Raw genomic sequence first — 21,091 nt, forward strand, 5'->3', positions numbered from 1 at the left:
ATGGGAAACAGGTCAATATTCCTGTACCGATCAATAGTGCGATGTGGGGACGGAGAAGGTTAGCTCAGCCAACTGTTGGAATAGTTGGTTCAAGCCTGTAGTCGTGCCTGGTAGGCAAATCCGCCGGGCTTAGATGAGGGGTGATAACGAGTCTGCTTGCAGACGAAGTGAGTGATACCCTGCTTCCAGGAAAAGCCACTAAGCTTCAGCTATTGACGACCGTACCGCAAACCGACACTGGTGCGCGAGATGAGTATTCTAAGGCGCTTGAGAGAACTGCGGAGAAGGAACTCGGCAAATTGATACCGTAACTTCGGGAGAAGGTATGCCCTAAGTAAGTGAAGTTGAACAAACGGAGCTGAACAGGGTTGCAAAAAATCGGTGGCTGCGACTGTTTAATAAAAACACAGCACTCTGCAAACACGAAAGTGGACGTATAGGGTGTGACGCCTGCCCGGTGCTGGAAGATTAATTGATGGGGTGCAAGCTCTTGATCGAAGTCCCAGTAAACGGCGGCCGTAACTATAACGGTCCTAAGGTAGCGAAATTCCTTGTCGGGTAAGTTCCGACCTGCACGAATGGCGTAACGATGGCCACACTGTCTCCTCCGCAGACTCAGCGAAGTTGAAATGTTTGTGATGATGCAATCTCCCCGCGGAAAGACGGAAAGACCCCATGAACCTTTACTGTAGCTTTGTATTGGACTTTGAACGGATCTGTGTAGGATAGGTGGGAGGCTTTGAAGAGTGGATGCTAGTTCACTTGGAGCCGACGTTGAAATACCACCCTGGTGCGTTTGAGGTTCTAACCCAGGTCCATTAGCTGGATCGGGGACAGTGCATGGTAGGCAGTTTGACTGGGGCGGTCTCCTCCCAAAGCGTAACGGAGGAGTTCGAAGGTACGCTAGTTACGGTCGGACATCGTGACGATAGTGCAATGGCATAAGCGTGCTTAACTGCGAGACTGACAAGTCGAGCAGATGCGAAAGCAGGACATAGTGATCCGGTGGTTCTGTATGGAAGGGCCATCGCTCAACGGATAAAAGGTACTCTGGGGATAACAGGCTGATACCGCCCAAGAGTTCATATCGACGGCGGTGTTTGGCACCTCGATGTCGGCTCATCTCATCCTGGGGCTGTAGTCGGTCCCAAGGGTATGGCTGTTCGCCATTTAAAGAGGTACGTGAGCTGGGTTTAAAACGTCGTGAGACAGTTTTGTCCCTATCTTCCGTGGGCGCTGCAGATTTGAGGAAGCCTGCTCCTAGTACGAGAGGACCGGAGTGGACACACCTCTGGTGTACCTGTTGTCACGCCAGTGGCATCGCAGGGTAGCTAAGTGTGGAAGAGATAACCGCTGAAAGCATCTAAGCGGGAAACTCGTTTCAAGATGAGATCTGCCGGGGCCCCGAGCCCCCTAAAGAGTCGTTCTAGACCAGGACGTTGATAGGCTGGGTGTGGAAGCGCAGTAATGCGTTAAGCTAACCAGTACTAATTGCTCGTGCGGCTTGACCCTATAACTTTGACGTCCATGTCAAGGTTGTTATGCCAAGTGACGCAATCAAATACCGATTCGATTCTATGAATTCGCTGTCTTGATAAACTATCAAGATGGCTCAAAGTTTAAGCCTGATGACCATAGCAAGTTGGAACCACTCCTTCCCATCCCGAACAGGACAGTGAAACGACTTCGCGCCGATGATAGTGCGGATTCCCGTGTGAAAGTAGGTCATCGTCAGGCTATTAATAGCAAACTAACCCCTTCATTCGAAAGAATGAAGGGGTTTTGTTTTTTGGGGCCATCACCACACTTTGTGATGCGCTAGGATTGACGTTCACGTCAACGTCGTCTCGATATGGCCATTACCTACAGCATCAGCGATCTCGCCAAAGAGTTCGACCTCACCACCCGCGCCATGCGGTTCTATGAAGACATGGGCCTGCTGCAGCCCGAGCGTAGCGGCCCAGGCGGGCGCAACCGCGTCTACAGTGCCCGCGACCGCACCCGTTTGCGCCTGACCTTGCGTGCCAAGCGGCTGGGCCTGTCGCTGTCCGAGGCCAAGGAAATCATCGACCTGTACGACAGCCCGCGTGATACTGGCGTGCAGCTGCAAAAATTTCTCCAGGTGCTGGCGCAGCACCGCAAGCAGCTCGAAGAACAAATGGCCGATTTGCAGGCCAATCTGGACGAAGTTCGCGAGCATGAGCAAGAGGCCCGTAGCCTGCTCGCAAAAATCGCGCATAATTGACGTTTACGTAAACGTAATAAGCGGCCTGCCGACAGAGCAGCACCCGAGTCGCCGACCTTCCAGGAGACTTTCCATGAGCCTTGCCCCCCTGCCCGGCCTGAACTTCCAACTGGGCGACGACATTGACGCGCTGCGCGATGCCGTGCGCGACTTTGCCCAGGCCGAGATCGCGCCGCGTGCCGCTGAAATCGACCGCAGTGACCAATTCCCCATGGATGTCTGGCGCAAGCTTGGCGACCTGGGCGTGCTCGGCATCACCGTGCCGGAGGAATACGGCGGCGCCGCCATGGGCTACCTGGCGCACATGGTGGCGATGGAGGAAATCTCGCGCGCCAGCGCCTCGGTCGGCCTGTCCTACGGTGCGCACTCCAACCTGTGCGTGAACCAGATCAACCGCAACGGCACGGTGGCGCAAAAGGCCAAATACCTGCCCAAGCTGATCAGCGGTGAGCATGTGGGCGCGCTGGCCATGAGCGAGCCGGGCGCCGGCTCCGACGTCATCAGCATGAAGCTCAAGGCCGAGGACAAGGGCGGCTACTACCTGCTCAACGGCAACAAGATGTGGATCACCAACGGCCCGGATGCCGACACCCTGGTGGTTTACGCCAAGAGCGAGCCCGAGCTGGGCGCGCGCGGTGTCACGGCGTTCCTGATCGAGAAGGGAATGCCTGGTTTTTCGATTGCGCAAAAGCTCGACAAACTCGGGATGCGCGGCAGCCACACCGGCGAGCTGGTGTTCCAGAACGTGGAAGTACCGGCAGAGAACGTGCTGGGCCAGGTCAACGGTGGCGCCAAGGTGCTGATGAGCGGGCTCGACTACGAGCGCGCGGTGCTCACCGGCGGGCCGCTCGGGATCATGCAGGCGGTGATGGACAATGTCGTGCCCTACATCCACGACCGGCGGCAGTTCGGGCAAAGCATCGGCGAATTCCAGCTCATTCAGGGCAAGGTCGCCGACATGTACACCGTGCTGCAGGCCGGGCGCAGTTTTGCCTACACCGTGGCCAAGAACCTCGACATGCTCGGCAGCGAGCATGTGCGCCAGGTGCGCAAAGATTGCGCCAGCGTGATTCTGTGGTGCGCCGAGAAAGCGACGTGGATGGCGGGCGAAGGTGTGCAGATTTTTGGTGGCAACGGCTACATCAACGAATACCCGCTGGGGCGTTTGTGGCGCGACGCCAAGCTGTACGAAATCGGCGCGGGCACGAGCGAGATCCGCCGTATGTTGATTGGTCGCGAGCTGTTTGCCGAAACCTGTTGACCCCGCACCCCGCAAAGCAAAGGAAAGCCATGACGACCAGTTCCATCACCGATCTTTTTGAGCACAACCGCCAGTGGGCGGCGCAGATGGAGCGGGAAAAGCCAGGGTTTTTCACCGGCCTGATGGCGCAGCAAAAGCCGCGCTACATGTGGATTGGTTGCTCCGACAGCCGCGTGCCGGCCAACCAGATCACGGGGCTGGAGCCGGGCGAGGTGTTCGTGCACCGCAACATCGCCAACGTGGTCGTGCCGACCGACCTCAACTGCCTGTCCACCATCCAGTACGCAGTCGATCAGCTCAAGGTCGAACACCTCATGGTTGTCGGCCACTACGGCTGCGGCGGCGTGCTGGCGGCGCTGCAGGATGCACGCATTGGCCTGGCCGACAACTGGATCCGCCATGTGAAGGACGTGCGCGACAAGCACGCCGCCCTGCTCGCCGCCGTGCCCCTGCCCAAGCGCCACGATGCGCTGTGCGAGTTGAACGCCATCGAACAGGTGATGAACATCGCCCACTCCACCGTCATGCAAGACGCCTGGGCACGCGGCCAGAAGGTGCAGCTGCACGGCTGGTGCTACAGCCTGCAAAACGGCCTCATCACCAACCTGCAAATGAGCGTGCCCGACGTTGCGGGGCTGGCCGAGGTGCACCGCCAGGCCGTGGCCCAGGTGGCCGAGCGCGCCCAGGCCTGAGCAGCAGAGGGCGGCCATGGACGCAGCCCCGCACCTGGATGCGCCGCAGGCGCTGGCCATTGCCCGTGCCATGCTCGATGGCTTCAACCGCCACTACCGCCTGTTTCGCAGCGAATCGGCGCGCGCCAAGCACCGCTTTGAGACGGCCGACTGGCATGGCCAGCAGCGCGCGCAGCGCGAGCGCATCGAGTTCTACGACCTGCGCGTGCGCGAATGCGTGCGTCGGCTGGACAAAGAGTTTGCCGCCGGGGCGCAAAGCATGGCCCTGTGGCAGCAGGTCAAGCTGCACTACATCGGCCTGCTGGTCAACCACAGCCAGCCCGAGCTGGCCGAGACGTTCTTCAACTCGGTGACGACCAAAATCCTGCACCGCACGCATTTTCACAACGACTTCATCTTTGTGCGCCCGGCCGTCAGTACCGATTACATCGAGGGCTGCGAGCCGCGCCCGAGCTACCGCGCCTACTACCCAGCGCCTGGCAGCCTGGCGCACACCCTGGGCACGCTGCTGCGCGACTTTGACCTGCAGCGCCCCTTTCAAAACCTTGAGCGTGACGTGGGCTATGTGCTCGCCGCATTGCAGCCGCGCATTGCCCAGCTCACGCTGCGCGCCAACTTTCAAATCCAGGTGCTCACGGGCCTGTTCTACCGCAACAAAGGCGCGTACGTGGTGGGCCGGGTCATCAACGGCTTTTCCTCCATGCCGTTTGCCCTGCCCATTCTGCACGGCGACGATGGGCAGCTGTACATCGACGCGGCCTTGTTTGGTGAAGACGACCTGCTGGCCCTGTTCAGCTTTGCGCGGGCGTACTTCATGGTGGACATGGAAGTGCCCAGCGCCTACGTGCAGTTCCTCGCCAACCTCATGCCGCGCAAACCCCTGGCCGAGATTTACAGTGCCCTGGGCCTGGCCAAGCAGGGCAAGACCTTGTTTTACCGTGAATTTTTGTGGCATCTGCGGCATTCGAGCGACCGCCTGCGCATCGCCCCCGGCATCAAAGGCATGGTCATGCTGGTGTTTGACCTGCCGAGTTTTCCTTACGTCTTCAAACTCATACGCGACGCGTTTGCGCCACCCAAAGACACCACGCGCGCCCAGGTCGAGGCCAAGTACCAGCTCGTCAAACACCACGACCGCGTCGGGCGCATGGCCGACACGCTCGAATACAGCCTGGTGGCGCTGCCCCTGGCGCGCTTTGAGCCTGAGCTGCTCGCTGAGCTGCAGCAGCACTGCGCCAGCCAGGTGGAGATCAGCGACCGCGACGGCGACGGCCAGCAAGAGGTCATCATCAGCCACCTCTACATCGAGCGGCGCATGGTGCCGCTGAACATGTACCTGCAAGAAGCCTTTGACACCGGCCTCGATGACCCGCAGGCACGCGCGCGCCTGGAGCGCAGCGTCATCGACTACGGCAACGCCATCAAAGACCTGGTGGCCGCCAACATCTTCCCGGGCGACATGCTGTGGAAGAACTTTGGCGTCACGCGCGGCGGCAAGGTGGTGTTCTACGACTACGACGAGATCGAATACCTCACCGATTGCCACTTTCGCGCCGTGCCGCCGCCGCGCTGCGAGGAAGACGAACTCTCGGGCGAAGTCTGGTGGCCGGTGGGCCCGCACGACGTCTTTCCCGAAACCTTTGGCCCCTTTTTGCTCGGCCACCCCGTGGTGCGCGAAATTTTCATGCGCCACCACGCCGACCTGCTCACCCCCGCCTACTGGCAGGCGCACCAGGAGCGCATCCGCGCCGGCCATGTGTACGACGTCTTCCCCTACCCGGGGCAGCGGCGTTTTCCCCCTTCCCACCCACCCGCTTGAAGGAGTTTTGCCATGACCCATCCCCTTGACCCCATCGTCATCGTCGGCGCCGCGCGCACGCCCATGGGCGCGCTTCAGGGCTGCTTTGCCGACCTCGCGGCGCACGACCTGGGCGGCGCGGCCATCCGCGCGGCCGTGGCACGCGCCGGCGTAGCGCCGGAAAAGGTCGATGAAGTGCTCTTTGGCAACTGCCTCATGGCCGGCCAGGGCCAGGCGCCGGCGCGCCAGGCGGCGCACAAAGGCGGCCTGCCGCGCAGCACCGGCGCCGTGACCCTGTCCAAAATGTGCGGCGCCGGCATGGAGGCCACCTTGCTCGCGCACGACCAGCTCGTCGCCGGCAGCCGCGACGTCATGGTCGCCGGCGGCATGGAGAGCATGACCGGTGCCCCCTACCTGCTCAAAAAAGGCCGGGGCGGCTACCGCATGGGCCACGACAAAATTTTTGACCACATGATGCTCGACGGCCTCGAAGACGCCTACGAGGCCGGGCGCTCCATGGGCACCTTTGGCGAAGACTGCGCGGCCAAATACCAATTCACCCGCGCGCAACAAGACCAATTCGCCATGGCCAGCGTCCAGCGTGCGCAAGAAGCTATCAATTCAGGAGCATTCGAGGCTGAAATCACCCCCGTGACCTTCAGCACCCGCAAGGGCGAGGTGACGGTGACGCAAGACGAAGGCCCGCCCAAAATCAACGTGGACAAAATCCCCGGCCTCAAGCCCGCGTTCAAAAAGGACGGCACCATCACCGCCGCTGCCAGCTCCAGCATCAACGACGGCGCCGCCGCCCTGGTGCTGATGCGCCAATCGACCGCGCAGCAGCTCGGCTGCACGCCGCTGGCCAAAATCGTCGCCCACGCCACGCACGCGCAAGAGCCCGACTGGTTCACCACCGCCCCTATCGGCGCGACCGAAAAGGCGCTGAAAAAAGCTGGCTGGACGGTCAGTGACGTCGATCTGTGGGAAATCAACGAAGCCTTCGCCGTCGTCCCCATGGCGCTGATGCACGACCTGAAAGTGCCGCACGACAAGGTCAACGTGCACGGTGGCGCCTGCGCCCTGGGCCACCCCATCGGCGCCAGCGGCGCGCGCATCCTCGTCACCTTGCTCTACGCGCTGCAGACCAAGGGGCTGAAAAAAGGCCTGGCCACGCTGTGCATCGGCGGCGGCGAAGCCACGGCCATGGCGATCGAGGTGCTGTAAAGCAAAAAGGGCGCCGCTGCCGGCGCCCTGCACGGGGGAGCGGTGGCTCAGAGACGGAAGCTCTTGACCACGCCTTCGAGCTGCTGCACCTGGCTCTCCATCGACTGGGCGGCAGCGGCCACCTCCTCGACCAGCGCGGCGTTTTGCTGCGTGGTGATGTCGATCTGGCCGATGGCCGTGTTGGCCGCTTCGATGCCGGTAATTTGCTCGCGGCTGGCGGTCATGATCTCGCCCATCAGCGTGGTGACGTTGGCGATGCCTTGCGCCAGCTCGTCCATGGTGCTGCCCGCCTGGCGCACCAGCGCGCTGCCCTCGTGGGCGTGGGTGATGGAGTCCTCGATCAGGCCCTTGATCTCGCGTGCCGAGTTGGCCGAGCGCTGCGCCAGGTTGCGCACCTCAGAGGCCACCACGGCAAAGCCGCGCCCTTGCTCGCCGGCGCGGGCCGCTTCCACGGCGGCGTTGAGCGCCAGGATGTTGGTCTGAAAAGCAATGCCGTCGATGATGGCGATGATGCTTTGCATCTTGCTCGCCGAATCGTTGATCTGCCCCATGGTCTGCACCACCTGCTGCACCACCTGCGTGCCCTGCTGCGCCACGGTGCTGGCCTGGCCGGCGAGCTCGCTGGCGCGCCCGGCGTTGTCGGCGTTTTGGCGCACGGTGCTGGTCATCTCCTCCATCGAGGCCGCCGTCTGCACGATGGAAGACGACTGCTGCTCGGTGCGCGAAGCCAGGTCCATATTGCCGCTGGCGATTTCGCGCGAGGCGTTGCCGATGGACTCCGTGCTCTGCCCCACCTGCTGCATCAGCTCGTGCAAATGGGCGATGAAGCGGTTAAAGCTCTCGGCCACGGCGTTGAACTCGGGCGTGGTGCTCGCGGGCAGGCGCTGCGTCAAATCAGCGCCGCTGCCCGAGAGCTTGTCTATGCTCTGGCGCAAGCCCTGCAGGCTGACCATGATGCGGCGCACCAGCAGCAGCACCACGGCCAGCAGCAGCGCGGCCAGGGGAATTTGCACCAGGGCCAGGCGCGTGAGAATGGCGTCGGACTGGCGCGAGAGCAGGGCGCTGGGCACGTCGCTGGCCACCAGCCAGGGGCTGCCGGCAATGGGCTGCAGGAACAGGGTGTGCGCGCCATCGGCGCCCTGGTACTGGGATTGCGTTTTTTTCTTGCCGTCACCCGCTTGTGCGAGCAAGGCGCTCAGCGGTGCGGCCATGGGTGTTTGCAGGTCTTTGAGGTACTGCAGCTTGGGGCTGGCGCCGACCAGGGCGGCGTTGCCCACCACCTTGCCGTCGGCCTCGACGATCAGTACCTGGCCCTCCACGGCCTGCCCCATGCGCTGCGCCAGCTGGTTGAAAAAGCCCAGCGTGACGTCGATGGTGGCCACGCCCCAGGCTTTGCCGTTGCGGTAAATGCCCATGGCGCAGTTGGTGCGCGGCTCGGGGCTGGCCTCGTCCTGGTAGGCCTTGGCCCAGATGCATTGGCCCTTGGGGGCGGACATGCCATCCTTGTGCCAGGGTTGCTCCCAGTAGTTGGCCTGCTGCGGCTGGTTCCAGACGGTGTTGACCTCCAGCTCCCCCTGCGCATTGCGGGCAAAGAAGGTGCTGAACTTGTCGCGCCCCGCTTCGCGCTGGCCTGGCAGCGGCCAGATGCCGCCGCCGAACACGTTGCGGTCGCCGTATTGGTTGACCCAGTGCGGCACCAGCGCGTCGATTTGCGCGCTCGGCAGCGCCGCCGTCAGCTCTGTGATGCTGCGCTGCTGCGCCTGCACGCGGTTCATCTGCGCCGTAATCTCTTGTGCCTGCAGGTCGATGGCGTTGCGCAGCAGCTCGGATTCGTTTTGCACCAGCTCGGGCGTGATGAACCACTGGATGACGGCCACCGTAATGCCCAGCACCAGAATGAAAAAAGCCAGCAGCAGGGCCGTAAAACGGGCCTGGGTGGACTGCAACCAGGAAGGCATAGCACAACACTCCAGAAAAACCGAGAAAACTGAGAAAAACCGTTGTTCATGCTAAAGGGGTTTGCGGCACGCCGGGGGGCTCTGGCCATGGGGGAAATCACCCATGAGTACTATCAAAAACGTAGCTGCTTGCGCTTGCTACATAAGGTTTTGAATGTGTTTTATGTGTGATGTTGGCGCCCATAAAGCGTGAGCAGCTATATTTTTTAGAGCGTCAGCGGTGGCCCGTGAGATAAAACGCGGCCCAGTAAAACGGGTGGGGCTGGCTTTGGTGCCGATGATTTCAGGGTTTATCCGCAGGCGTGGTGTACAGCTGCTGCGCCGCCCTGGCGGCCTGGGTGTAGATGGCGGGCAGGTGCAGGCCGCGTGCGGCCAGGGCGTCGGGGCGCAGGGCCATGATGAAGTCCTGGCTGTCCTGCGGCGCGGGCAAGGCGGTGCCGGGCCCGGCGAGCGCCTGCAGGGCCAGGGTGGCGGCCTGCTCGCCCAGGCCGTCGGGGGCGGGGGCCAGGGCGATGGCGCCGCCGTCGGCCACAAAGCCCTCGCGCAGCCCGACCACCAGGGGCTGGGCCTGCGCCTGGGTCCACTGCGCCAGGGCGCGGGTGTCGGCCACGGCGGCCTGGCCGCTCTGGCGGGGCAGGCCCGCCAGGCTCAGGATCAGCAGCACGTCGGTGTCGGCGGCGGCGCTTTGCACGGTCTGCTGCCAGTGGGGCAGGTCGTTGGCCAAGGTGGTGCCCTGCCAGTGGTGGGGGCCCCAGTCAAAGGCTTGCAGCTGCGCGGCTTCGGCGTGCCCGGTGGCGTCGGCCACGCCCAGGGCGCGCAGGCGCAGCGGGCCCGGGCGCAGCTGCGCCAGCAGCTCGGTCAGGGGCTGCAGGGGCAGGCGCTCGCGCACGCCGCTGACGTTGGCGGCGCCGGGGTAGCCAAAGCGCTCTGGCTCCTCGCCGCTGGCGTAGATGATGCGCGGCCGGGGGGCGCCGGCGTAGTGCCGGGCGACGAAGTCTTGCGCTTCTTCGCCCACGGCCAGCACCACCTCGGGTTGCCAGCGGTCGATGACGCTGCGCGCGCGCTGGCCGCTGGCGGCCCATTCGGCGGCGTTGGGGTGGTCGTCGTCGGCAAAGGTCATGTAGTGCCAGCGCAGTGCCAGGGGGTGGCGGTTGTGCGCCAGGGCGCGCTGCACGCCCCGGTTGAACTGGCCTTCCCAGCGCCCGCTTTCGGCGTAGCTGTGCAGCACCAGCAGGCGCGGCTTTTGGTGGTTGAAGGCGACCAGGGCGGTGAGCAGCAGCAGGCAGAAGGCGCAGGCGAGCAGCCAGCGCAGGCGGGTGGCGTTCATGCGTCCAACCCCAGCCATTGCCAATAGGGAATGCTGGCGTAGGCCAGCAGCACGCGCACGGCGTTGAGCCCCCATTGGTAGCGCATGAACAGGGCCAAATCGCCACGCTGGCGCAGGCCGGCGCCGAGCGCTTGTTGGTAGGTGGAGTTCTGGTGCGGCAGAAACCAGATGTCGGAAAACAGCGAGGTCAGGAAGACCACGATCCAGGGGTGGATGCCCAGCTCTATGCCCAGCGGCAGCAGCAGCGTGGCCGCCAGCACCATGCCGGCGGTCAGGGGCAGCACCAGGCGCAGCAGCACCGTGACCAGCAGCGCCAGCGCGGTGAACCAGCCCAGGCTGCCATCCATCCACTGCAGGCCGGTGCCCAGCTGTGCCAGCAGCAGCTTGTCCAGGCCGAGGTAGCCCAGCGCCTGCGTCAGGCCGTCGAGCGAGAGCAAAAAGAAAATCATGGGCCAGTCGATCTTGCTCTGAAACGCCGGCTTGTCGAGCAGGCCCAGCACCAGCAAAGCGCCCAGCAGCAGCCCGACGAGCCAGGCGGCCTGTGACTGGTGCCACTGCGGCCACAGCGAGCCCAGCACGAACAGGGTAAAGCCCAGCGCCGCCGCCCATTCCCCCCGGCGCAGCGGCCCCAGGGTGTGCAGCTGCGCCTGCAGGCGGGCCTGCGGCAGGGGGGCGGGCACGGCGGGCAGCCAGGCGCGGCGCATGGTGCCCAGGTGCCACAGCAGCAGGCCCAGGGCGACCACTGCCGCGCCGACGAGCCAGGCGGCGCCTTCAAATTCCCGGCGCACCTGGGGCGGCAGCATGGAAAAGGCGGCCAGGTTGGAGGACTTGGCTGTGAGCAAGAGGGGCGCAAACAAGGTGGCGCCGGTGAAGGTGGCCACCATCAGGGCCGTGGCCTCGGGGCTGCGGGCGGGGGCGTTCAGGCTGGCGTCCATTTCTTGGTACAGCGGCAGCAGCAGCGACATGCGCGCATTCGACGACGGCATGACGATGGAGAGCACAAAGCCAAACGCCGTCAGGGCAAAGCGGTGCCAGGCGGGCCGGTCGGGCAGGCGCAGCAGCACCCACAGCATGAGGCGGTAGGCCAGGCCGGAGCTGACCATGAGCGCCGACAGCCCGTACACCCCCAGCAGCAGCAAAAACGCCCGCGAGTAAAAGCCGTGCAGCGCCACCTGCGCCGGCACCAGCTCGATGAACAGCATGGCGGCGACGGCGATCAGGGGCGGGATGAACTCATCGACCAGGTTGAACAGCCACAGCAGCGCCGTCATGCAAAACAGCCCGAGATAGACCGCGCTGTGCGCCGGCAGCGCCGCGCGGCTGGCCAGCCACCAGGCCAGCAGCGGCAGCACCAGGGTGGCGCCCCAGCCCAGCCAGGTGCGGCGCGGCAAGCCCAGCGGTGGGAGGGGGTGGGGGGCCGGTGTCTGCGCCTGCGCCGGGGGCGCTGTCGCCAGGGCGCCCAGGCGCTGCGCCAGCGCCAGCAGGGCCTGGCTGCGCAGCGGCGCGTGGCCTGCCAGCAGGGTTTGCAAGGCGGCGCGTTCGATGTGCAGGGCGCTCACGGCGCTGTCGGCGCGCAGGTCGGCCAGGTAGCGCACCTGGGCCGGGGGGCCGTCGGCCAAAGCCTCGTGGCCAAAGGCGGCGCCGCTGCACAGGGGCTGGGGCGTGGGCGTGCACAGCGTGGCCTGGCCTTGCACGATCCAGCCGTAATGCGTGGCCTGGGCGCCCGCCTGGGTCAGCAGCTCGCCCGCCGGCACGTGGCGCACCTGGGTGCCGGCGAGCAGGCGCGCGCGCTCCAGGGCGCTGCAACCGGCAAACAGCGGGTGGGCGGCCAGGGCGGCGCTCAAGTCGGTGGCGGAGGGGGCTTCCATTACTCTGTTTTTTATAGCTGCTAGCGCTTGTTGGGTAAGGGCTGGATGCCTATTCTTCCCAAATATTGGGGTCGGCGCCCTGGCGCGCCAGGGGCTGCGGCAGGCGCAGGCCTAAGTCGGCCAGGCGCTGCTTGATGAGGATGGGCGGTACCTCAAACAGGTGCGCCAATTCTTCCACGTTGCCGGCGTGGCCGTCTTGGAGGGTGAACTGCAGCACCTCGGTGGGCACGAGCAGGCGCAGGGCGAAGTCGTTGGCCTCGCTGTCCATGCGCTGGTGGTAGTCCACGTGGTAGCTGTCGCTGACCACGATCTCGCGCCGCATTCCCGGGCGCAGGTGGTGCAGCGCCAGGTGCCCCAGGGCGTGGGCCACGCCGTAGCGCTGGTGCATGAAGGGGTGGCTGGCGTCGATGGTGATGCGCGCCTTGTTCTCGCGCGAAATCTCCAGCAGCGCGCAGGCCGCGCCGGTGCTGCCCAGCGCCATGGCCACGCCCATGCCCCGGGCGATGTGCGCCAGGTTCACGGGCACGGACTGGTCCCAGTGGGTTTTCAAAATGCCTTCGGCGAGCAAACTCATACGGGAATTATCGGCAGGCCGTGGCGTGGGGTTGACAGGCCGGTGCTGGGGCAAAACCCTGGTGCCACAATGGCATCGTCCCTTGGCTTGCATCTTGTCACCATGACCGACTCCACCACCTCTGCGCCCCTGCCCACCCCGGCCCCCGTGGCCGCCCCGCGCCGTCGCCCCCGGGCGCGCGCTGCCAGCGCGGGCGATACCCTGCCCGTCCTGACGCCCAAGGCCGTGCCGCGCCAGGCGGCGGCCAAGTCCCTGCGTGCTGCCCAAGGCCGCAAACTCGCTGCGGTGCACGACCTGCTCGAACGCACGCCCCAGCCTGATGCCGAGCGTGCAGCGGCGCTGCGCGCGCTCATCGACGGCGCCAGCGAGGACGACCGCGCCATGCTGCGCGCGGCCCTGCTCGACCAGGGCAGCCCGGTGCTGCAAGGTGGCCACCCCGACGACGAGCTGGCCGACGACTGGCGCGAAGGCGGCTACCCCTACAAGCACCTCATGCGCCGCGCCACCTACGAGGCGCAGAAGTACCAGCTGCAGGTGGAGCTGCTCAAGCTGCAGGCTTGGGTCAAAGAGACGGGCCAGCGCGTCGTCATCCTGTTCGAGGGCCGCGACGCTGCTGGCAAGGGCGGCACCATCAAGCGCTTCATGGAGCATCTGAACCCGCGCGGCGCGCGCGTCGTGGCGCTGGAAAAGCCCAGCGAGGTCGAGCGCGGCCAGTGGTACTTTCAGCGCTACATCCAGCACCTGCCGACGGCCGGCGAGATCGTGCTCTTTGACCGCAGCTGGTACAACCGCGCCGGCGTCGAGCGCGTGATGGGTTTTTGCTCCGAGCAGGAGTACCACGAGTTCATGCACCAGGCGCCCGAGTTCGAGCGCCACCTGGTGCGCAGCGGCATCCACGTCGTCAAGTTCTGGTTTTCCGTCACCCGCGCCGAGCAGCGCCGGCGCTTCAAGGAGCGCGAGGTGCACCCGCTCAAGCAGTGGAAGCTCAGCCCCGTGGACCTGGCCTCGCTCGACAAATGGGACGACTACACCCGCGCCAAAGAAGCCATGTTTTTTGACACCGACACCGCCGATTCGCCCTGGACGGTGGTCAAGAGCGACTGCAAAAAGCGCGCGCGCCTGAACGCCATGCGCTACGTGCTGCACAAGCTGCCCTACGCCAACAAATCGCTCAAAGCCATCGGCAAGATCGACACCCTGATCGTTGGTCGGACCCAGAGCGGTTATTGAAGTAAAGGAATATGACCATGACGCTTTCCCGCCGCCTGCTCCTGGCCCACGGTGTGGGCACCCTGGCGCTGCTGTGCGCCGCGCAGCAGCGCGCCCTGGCGCTGTCGCTCGACCAGCTGAGCAACGCCGACGCCGCCAGCGGCGTCAAGGCCGCGCTCACCAAGGGGGCCGAGGTGGCCGTCGATCTGCTCGGGCGCCCCGACGGCTTTCTGGGCAACCCGCAGGTACGCATCGGCCTGCCCGGCCAGCTCGAAGAGGCCGCCGGGCTGCTGCGCCGCTTTGGCCAGGGCGCGCGCATCGACGAGCTCATCACCAACATCAACCGCGCCGCCGAGGCCGCCGTGCCCATGGGGCGCGATCTGCTCATCGGTGCGGTGCAGAAAATGACCGTCACCGACGCCAAAAACATCCTCAGCGGCGGCGACACGGCGGTGACGCAGTTCTTTGCCGACAAAACCCGCGCCCCGCTGGGCCAGCGCTTCCTGCCCGTGGTCAGCCAGGCGACGGAAAAAGTCGGCCTGACCCAGCAGTACAACGCCATCGCCGGCAAGGCCGCCAGCTTTGGCCTGGTCAAGGCCGAGGACGCCAACTTGCAGCAGTACGTCACCGGCAAGACGCTCGACGGCCTGTACTTCATGATTGGCGAGCAAGAGCGCAAGATCCGCAGCAACCCCGCCGAAGCCGGCAGCGCCCTGCTGCAAAAAGTCTTCGGCGCCAGCCGGTGAAGCGCCGCCCTGCCGCCCCCGCGCCCTGCCCCTGCGGCAGCGGAGGCGCCCTGGCCGATTGCTGCGCGCGCTACCTCGATCACTGGTCCGATGGCCCCGCCCCCAGCGCCGAGGCCCTGATGCGCTCGCGCTACAGCGCCTTCGTGCTGCAGCGCCCCGACTACCTGCAGGCCACCTGGCACGCCAGCACGCGCCCGGCCACGCTCGACTGCGACCCGGGCCAGCGCTGGCTTGGCCTGCAGGTGCGCGCCGCGCGCAGCACCGGCGCCGACCAGGCCGAGGTCGAATTCATCGCCCGCTGGCGCGAGGCCGGGGGCCGCGCGCAGCGCCTGCACGAGCGCAGCCGCTTCGTGCGCGAGGGCGGGCGCTGGTACTACGTGGACGGCGATTTTTTGGATTAAATCGGCCTCTAGCGCGCTCTGGATAAGCGCGAGCAGCTATCAAAACAGGAGTGAATGCCTCACTCCCACCACATCGCGGCAATGTCGTGGGCGTACACCGGGTAATGCAGCCACACCCCGCGCAGGCCCTTGCGCAGCACCGAGCTGAGCTGCGGTGCAAACAGCCAGGCGTTGACCGCATCCTCGGCCAGGTGGCGCTGCAGCTGCGCCCACAGCTGCTGGCGCTGGCGCGGCTGCACGCTGGCGTGGTACTGCGCCACGCGTTGGCGAAACGCCGGGCTGTCGTAGCCGAAGTAGTACTGAGGGTCGGTGTAGATCGGGTAGTCCAGCGGCTCGACGTGGTTGATCAGCGTCATGTCGAAATCGCCCTTGAACGGCCCGGCCAGCCACTGCGGCCAGCTCAGCAGCTGCGGCTGCAGCGTGATGCCCACGCGCGCCAGGTCGGCGGTGATGAGTGGCGCGCCGCTGCGTGCGTACATCAAGGGCGGCAGCGCCAGCCCCAGGCGCAGGCCCGGCGCCACGCCCGCCTCGCGCAGCAGGGCGCGGGCGCGCTCGGGGTCGTAAGGGTACTGGTGCGCGAGGTTGACGTAGCCCGGATCGACGGGCGAAAAATGGCTGCCGATGGCGCTGCCGCGCCCGTCGAGCACCTGGCGGATGAAGGCCTCGCGGTCAATCGCGTGCGTGATGGCGCGGCGCACGCGCACGTCGCCCAGTGGCGTGCGGCGGTGGTTGAGCGCCAGCAGGCCCTTGCCGCTGGAGTTGCCAAACAGCACCTGGTAGCGGTCGTCGGTCAGCAGCGTCTGCAGGGTGTTGACGGCGTAGTGAAAGTACAGGTCGATCTCGCCGCGCGCGAGCACCTCGGGTTTTTGGTCCAGATCGGTGACGAACAGCAGCCGGGCGCTGTCCATGCGCACCTGCGCCGGCGGGTGCCAGCTGGGCGCGCGCACCAGGTCGATGGGCTGACCCCGGCGCCACGGCCCGGCCAGCCGGTACGGGCCGGTGCCCACCGGGGCGCTGGCCGCCTGCGCGGCACTCGCCGGGTGCAGGATCACGGCCGGGCTCTCGCCCAGGCGAAACAGCAGCTGCGCGTCGGGGTGTTGCAGCTGCAGCACCACGGTCAGCGGGTCGGGCGTCTCGACGCTGGCCAGGTTGTCAAACAGCGCCTTGCGCGCCTTGTTCGTCGAGCCCGGCGCCACGGCGCGCGCAAAGCTAAAGCGCACGCAATCGGCATTGAACGCCTGGCCATCGTGAAAGCGCACCCCCGGGCGCAGGCGCAGGGTGTAGCGGCGCTGGCTGGCATCGACCTGCCAGGACTGCGCCAGCAGCGGGCTGACGCGCCCGTCCTCGCCGATGCGCGTCAGGCCCTCAAAAATATTCAGGTGCACCACCTCGCCAACGGCAGCGGCAGCGGCCATGGTGGGGTCCAGGCTGTCGGGTTCGAGCGTGAGGTTGAGCGTGACGTGGCGCCGCCCGCTGGGCGCTGCCGCCAGCGCCGGCGCAGCGGCCAGGGCCAGCGACTGCGCCAGACAGGCGCGGCGTGTCAGTGGGGGCAGAAGGGGCGGGAAGGCGCGGGGCATAAGACGGGCGCAATAGAGCGAAATTGCAGCAAAGTGTGACATAGTTACCCGATATTCCTACTTGCAGGTCATTTGGGTCGGCCCATGTCTGGTGCGCTTCTCGCTTTTGTTTCGCCGCTGGCCCGCCGCTGGGCGTGGCCGGTGCTGGGCCTGCTGGCGCTGGGCGCTGTGCTCGTCGCCGGCTGGGGCGCGCAGCGGCTGTACCAGCAGCGTGAGGCGCAGTTTCGGCACCAGGCCGAGGCGACGGTGCAAACCATCAACCAGCTGCAGGCGCGCAACCTGGCCGTTTGGCGCCGGCGCCAGCTGGCCGACGCGGCCCAGCTCAGCGAAGACCCGCTGCTGGCGCAGGCCGCGCAGCAGTGGCTGGCGCACCCGGCGGCGCGCAAGGCGCAGCCGCTGCAGGAGCGCCTGCGCAGCCTGCTCGAACGCGGTGGCTACAGCAGCGCGGTGCTGCTGGACCTGCAGGGGCAGCAGCGCCTGACGGCGCAGGGGCCGCAGGCGCAGCCCTTGCCGCCGCAGGTGCAGCAGTCCCTGGCGCAATCTCTGGCGCAGGCCGAGCCGGTGTGCGTCGAGCTGCACCAGCCCAGCCCGGATGCGGCCCCGGTCATGGGGCTGATCGCGCCGCTGTTCGACGGCCTCGCTCCGGTGGCCGCGCTGTGGCTGCAGATCGATGTGCGCGCCAACCTCTACCCGCAGCTGCGCAGCTGGCCCATCACCAGCCCCTCGGCCGAATCGCTGCTGCTGCAGGGCACGCCGCCACAGCAGTACCTGAGCCCGTTGCGCCTGGGGCCGACAGAGCGGGCGCTGCAGCCGGCGCAGGGGGGTGACCAGGTCGCCCAGCGGGCTTTGCAGGGCCAGCAGGGCAGCTACTACGGCCAGGACTACCGGGGCCAGGCGGTGCTGGCCGCTGCCAGCAGCGTGCCGGGCACGCCGTGGGTGTTGCTGTCGAAGATGGATGAGAGGGACGCGCTCGCCAGCACGCAGCGCAACCAGTGGCTGCTGTGGGCGCTGCTGTGCAGCCTGGGGTTGCTGCTCGCTGGCGTGGTGGCGGCGCTGTGGCAGTGGCGTGCCCGCCAGCGCGTGGCCGAACTGCAGCGCGAGTTGCAGCGCTCCATGCGTTGGCTGGAGACGGCGCAAAAGGCCGCCAGCATGGGCTACTTCTCCTACGACATGCTGCAGCAACAGTTTTTCATGTCGAGCATGGCCAACAGCATCTTCGGCCTGGCGCCGCAAGACCACATGACGCTGCGCCAATGGAGCGCCATGCTGCTGCCCGAGGAGCGTAAACATGTGCTGCAGGTGCACGCCCAGGCCATGCAGGCGCGCGGCGCCTTGCGCCTGCAGTACCGCATTCGCCGCGCCAGCGACGGCCAGCAGCGCTGGGTGCAGGTGTGGGGCGAATACGGCACCAACGAAGAAGCTCAGCTGCAGCGCATGAGCGGCACGGTGCAGGACATCACCGAGCGCAAGCAGGCCGAGGAGCAGCTCGACCACTACCGCCTGAGCCTGGAGGAGCAGGTGCGCCTCGATGCCCTGACCCAGCTCGCCAACCGCCTGGCGCTCGACGAGGCCGTGCGCCAGGAATGGGAGCGCGCGCAGCTGCGCGGTATGCCGCTGACGGTGCTGATGATCGACGTCGATCACTTCAAAGCCTACAACGACCGCTACGGCCACGTCGCCGGCGACCTGTGCCTGCAGCGCGTGGCGCGCGCCCTGGCCGGGGCGGCGCAGCGCGCGGGCGAGCTGGTGGCGCGCTATGGCGGCGAGGAGTTTGCCGTGCTGCTGCCCGATTGCGACGAGCTGCAGGCCCTGGCCGTGGCGCAGCGCCTGTGCACGGCGGTGCGCGAGCTCGGCCTGGAGCACCTGGGCAGCGCGGTGGCGTCGGTGGTCACCGTCAGCATCGGCCTGGCCTGCCTGCGCGGGGGCGAGGCGGCGCTCGCCGGAGCGCAGGGCGTGCGCCAGCTGTTCGAGCGCGCCGACGCCGCGCTCTACCAGGCCAAGCAGGCCGGGCGCGACCGGGTGGCGCTCGCCGGTGCACAATCGCTCGCTCCGCTGCCCGCGCTGGGCAGCCTGCCCCCGCCAGCACCGCCCGCAGCGGCGCCTGCACCCCCTGCGATTTATGACATTTGATGCCCTTTTGTTCGACTGCGACGGCGTGCTGGTGGACAGCGAAGCCATCACCAACGGCGTGCTCTGCACCATGCTCAACGAGGCCGGCTGGGCGCTGACGTCGGCCGACTGCCTGCAGCTGTTCATCGGCAAGACCGTGCGCAGCGAGGCTGCGCGCATCGAGGCGCACACCGGCCAGCCACTGACCGACGCCTGGATGGCCGCGTTCTACGCCCGGCGCGACGCCCGCCTGCGGGCCGAGCTCCAGCCCATCGACGGCGCGCTGCAGACGGTGCGCGCCGTGCACCAGCGCCTGCAGGGGCGCATTGCCTGCGCCTCGGGCGCGGACCGGAAAAAAGTCGAAATGCAGCTGCAGATGACGGGCCTGGCGCCGTACTTTGCCGGCCGCGTCTTCAGCGGCCACGAAATGCCGCGCAGCAAACCCGCGCCCGATGTCTATCTGGCGGCGGCGCAGGCACTGGGCGTGGCGCCGGCGTGCTGCCTGGTGCTCGAAGACACCGTCACCGGCGTGCAGGCCGGCTGCGCCGCCGGCGCCACGGTGCTGGGCTTTTGCCCGCCCGGCATAGGCCACGCCAGCGCCGAGGATTTACGCGCCGCCGGTGCCGTACAGGTGCTGCAGGCGCTGCACGAATTGCCCGCGTGGCTGGAGGGTGCACCATGCCGCTGCTGAATCTGACGGCCGCCTGGCTGCGCCGTGCGGCGGCGCTGACGGCGCTGCTGCTGCTGTCGGCCTGCTCCTCGCTCAAACCCTGGATCAACGAACCACTGACGGGCGATGGCCCACCCGCCATGCGCCTGGATGCGCAGCGCGACCCGAGCTTGCTCATGGCCGTCACGCTCTCGGGCGGTGGCGCGCGCGCGGCCGCCTTTGGCTACGGCGTGCTCAGTGAGCTGCGCGATACGCCCATCGTCTGGGCGGGGCAGCGCCAGAGTCTGCTTGACGCCACCGACGTCATCAGCGGTGTCTCGGGCGGCAGCATCATTGCCACTTATTACGCCGCCTACGGCGCAGAAGGGTTGGCGAGCTTTGAGGACAATTTTTTGCGCGTGGATTTTCAGCAAAGCCTGATCGACATGGCGCTGCTGCCGGCGAACATGATCGAGCTGTCCTCGCCCTGGTTTGGCCGCACCCATTTGCTGGCGCGGCGCCTGGAGGGGTTGTACGGCGGCATGACCTTTGGTGATTTGGCCAAGCGTCCGCATCACCCGCAGCTCATCGTCACCGCCACCGACCTCTCGCGCGGCGGCGGCTTTGAGTTCACCTGGGACCAGTTCACGCAGATTTGCTCGGACCTGCGCAGCGTGCCGCTGTCGTTTGCCGTCGCCGCCTCGTCGGCTGTGCCGCTGCTGCTCAGCCCCGTCACGCTCAACAACTACGCTGCGCAATGCCCGCCGCGTGCGCTGGCGGCACCACCCGTTGAGGCCCAGGCGGCGATGGACCCCTACACCAGCTACCGCGCCCGTATGTTCCGCGCCCATGCGCGCAGCTACAAGGATGCCGACAAGCGCCCTTTCATCCACCTGGTCGATGGTGGCCTGTCGGACAACCTGGGGGTGCAGCGCCTGCTTGACCGCACCCTGGCCGACGGCGGCCTGCGTGCGAGTATGCAGGAGCTGGGATTGGCGTCCGGTACGGTGCGCAAGATGGTGCTCATCGTCGTCAACTCCGAGCGCGACCCCGAGGAGGACATCGACCACCAGGACACCGTGCCCACCACCTGGCAGGTGGTCGATCAGCTGCTCTTTGGCGCCGGCGCCCGCGCCACGCTGGAGACGCAGGAGTTCCTCAAGGACGTGACGCGCCAGTGGCGCAGCGAACTCGCGCGCGCCGGCCACGGCGGCGGCGATGCGTTTGCGCCCGATGCCGAGATCCACGTCATTCAGGTGAATTTGCGTGACGTACCAGACCATGGCCTGCGCCGCCAGCTGCTGCGCGTGCCCACGGCCTTCACCATCGCCCCCGGCGACGTCTCGGACTTGACCGCTGCCGGACGCCAGGTGCTGCGCCAGTCGCCGGACTACCAGGCGTTGCTGCGCTCGCTCGGGGCGCAGCTGCCTGCGCTGCCGCAGCGCTGATCAGG

Annotated in this window: 16 protein-coding genes and 2 rRNA genes (1 of these 18 cut by a window edge); 13 read left to right on the top strand and 5 right to left on the bottom strand. The window is 66.4% G+C overall.

Annotation, left to right across the window (positions count from 1 at the left end; translation table 11 throughout):
* From G7045_RS00650 to G7045_RS00680, 7 genes are all read left to right on the top strand, one after another.
* A 23S ribosomal RNA gene (locus G7045_RS00650) occupies positions 1-1,512 on the top strand; it begins 1,364 nt to the left of the window's first position.
* Between the two features lie 112 nt (positions 1,513-1,624).
* Positions 1,625-1,737, top strand: a 5S ribosomal RNA gene (gene rrf / locus G7045_RS00655).
* A gap of 115 nt (positions 1,738-1,852) precedes the next feature.
* On the top strand, positions 1,853-2,245 hold the full coding sequence (locus tag G7045_RS00660) for a MerR family DNA-binding transcriptional regulator (protein ID WP_166155874.1): 393 nt from the start codon (positions 1,853-1,855) through the stop codon (positions 2,243-2,245).
* A 73-nt stretch (positions 2,246-2,318) separates the two neighbouring features.
* Positions 2,319-3,506, top strand: coding sequence for an isovaleryl-CoA dehydrogenase (locus tag G7045_RS00665; protein WP_166155876.1), 1,188 nt, complete (start codon positions 2,319-2,321; stop codon positions 3,504-3,506).
* Positions 3,507-3,535: 29 nt separating this feature from the next.
* Positions 3,536-4,198, top strand: coding sequence for a carbonate dehydratase (gene can / locus G7045_RS00670; RefSeq protein ID WP_166155879.1), 663 nt, complete (start codon positions 3,536-3,538; stop codon positions 4,196-4,198).
* Positions 4,199-4,214: 16 nt separating this feature from the next.
* A complete protein-coding gene (gene aceK / locus G7045_RS00675; protein WP_166155882.1) occupies positions 4,215-6,017 on the top strand; it encodes a bifunctional isocitrate dehydrogenase kinase/phosphatase in 1,803 nt (600 codons plus the stop codon).
* 12 nt (positions 6,018-6,029) lie between these two features.
* Positions 6,030-7,220 carry an acetyl-CoA C-acyltransferase gene (locus G7045_RS00680; protein ID WP_166155885.1) on the top strand — a complete coding sequence of 397 codons (1,191 nt, stop codon included), beginning with the start codon at positions 6,030-6,032 and terminating at the stop codon, positions 7,218-7,220.
* A gap of 47 nt (positions 7,221-7,267) precedes the next feature.
* On the opposite strand, the gene G7045_RS00685 is transcribed toward G7045_RS00680, so the two are convergent.
* From G7045_RS00685 to G7045_RS00700, 4 genes are all read right to left on the bottom strand, one after another.
* On the bottom strand, positions 7,268-9,178 hold the full coding sequence (locus G7045_RS00685) for a methyl-accepting chemotaxis protein (RefSeq protein WP_166155888.1): 1,911 nt from the start codon (positions 9,176-9,178) through the stop codon (positions 7,268-7,270).
* A 283-nt stretch (positions 9,179-9,461) separates the two neighbouring features.
* On the bottom strand, positions 9,462-10,505 hold the full coding sequence (locus G7045_RS00690) for a hypothetical protein (RefSeq protein WP_166155891.1): 1,044 nt from the start codon (positions 10,503-10,505) through the stop codon (positions 9,462-9,464).
* The gene (locus G7045_RS00695) at positions 10,502-12,373 is read right to left on the bottom strand and encodes an SLC13 family permease (RefSeq protein WP_166155894.1); all 1,872 of its coding nucleotides are present in this window, start codon (positions 12,371-12,373) and stop codon (positions 10,502-10,504) included. The genes G7045_RS00690 and G7045_RS00695 overlap by 4 nt, the downstream gene beginning before the upstream one ends.
* A gap of 49 nt (positions 12,374-12,422) precedes the next feature.
* Positions 12,423-12,947 (bottom strand): ImmA/IrrE family metallo-endopeptidase, encoded by a 525-nt coding sequence (locus tag G7045_RS00700; protein ID WP_166155897.1) that lies wholly within the window; start codon positions 12,945-12,947, stop codon positions 12,423-12,425.
* Positions 12,948-13,049: 102 nt separating this feature from the next.
* Here G7045_RS00700 and ppk2 point away from each other — a divergent pair, with 102 nt between their 5' ends.
* Genes ppk2 through G7045_RS00715 form a run of 3 tightly spaced genes read left to right on the top strand, consistent with a single transcriptional unit; the run spans position 13,050 to position 15,303 of the window.
* Entirely contained in the window at positions 13,050-14,177 is a 1,128-nt protein-coding gene (gene ppk2 / locus G7045_RS00705) for a polyphosphate kinase 2 (RefSeq protein WP_166155900.1), read from the top strand.
* Between the two features lie 17 nt (positions 14,178-14,194).
* Complete coding sequence (locus G7045_RS00710; RefSeq protein ID WP_166155903.1) at positions 14,195-14,902, top strand: DUF4197 domain-containing protein; 708 nt, start codon at positions 14,195-14,197, stop codon at positions 14,900-14,902.
* Positions 14,899-15,303: a YchJ family protein gene (locus G7045_RS00715; RefSeq protein WP_166155906.1), complete on the top strand. Its 405-nt coding sequence runs from the start codon at positions 14,899-14,901 to the stop codon at positions 15,301-15,303. The genes G7045_RS00710 and G7045_RS00715 overlap by 4 nt, the downstream gene beginning before the upstream one ends.
* 59 nt (positions 15,304-15,362) lie before the next feature.
* Here G7045_RS00715 and G7045_RS00720 read toward each other — a convergent pair whose 3' ends face one another.
* Positions 15,363-16,880, bottom strand: a complete 1,518-nt coding sequence (locus G7045_RS00720) for an ABC transporter substrate-binding protein (RefSeq protein WP_166155909.1) — start codon at positions 16,878-16,880, stop codon at positions 15,363-15,365.
* Positions 16,881-16,964: 84 nt separating this feature from the next.
* On the opposite strand from G7045_RS00720, the gene G7045_RS00725 reads away from it, so the two are divergent.
* From G7045_RS00725 to G7045_RS00735, 3 genes are read left to right on the top strand one after another with little or no spacing between them, the layout of a single operon-like run.
* On the top strand, positions 16,965-19,010 hold the full coding sequence (locus G7045_RS00725; protein WP_166155912.1) for a diguanylate cyclase: 2,046 nt from the start codon (positions 16,965-16,967) through the stop codon (positions 19,008-19,010).
* A complete protein-coding gene (locus G7045_RS00730) occupies positions 19,000-19,680 on the top strand; it encodes an HAD family phosphatase (RefSeq protein ID WP_166155915.1) in 681 nt (226 codons plus the stop codon). The genes G7045_RS00725 and G7045_RS00730 overlap by 11 nt, the downstream gene beginning before the upstream one ends.
* Positions 19,668-21,086, top strand: a complete 1,419-nt coding sequence (locus G7045_RS00735; RefSeq protein ID WP_166155918.1) for a patatin-like phospholipase family protein — start codon at positions 19,668-19,670, stop codon at positions 21,084-21,086. The genes G7045_RS00730 and G7045_RS00735 overlap by 13 nt, the downstream gene beginning before the upstream one ends.
* Positions 21,087-21,091: the final 5 nt, after the last annotated feature.

Source organism: Acidovorax sp. HDW3 (assembly GCF_011303755.1).
Taxonomy (GTDB): domain Bacteria; phylum Pseudomonadota; class Gammaproteobacteria; order Burkholderiales; family Burkholderiaceae_C; genus Paenacidovorax.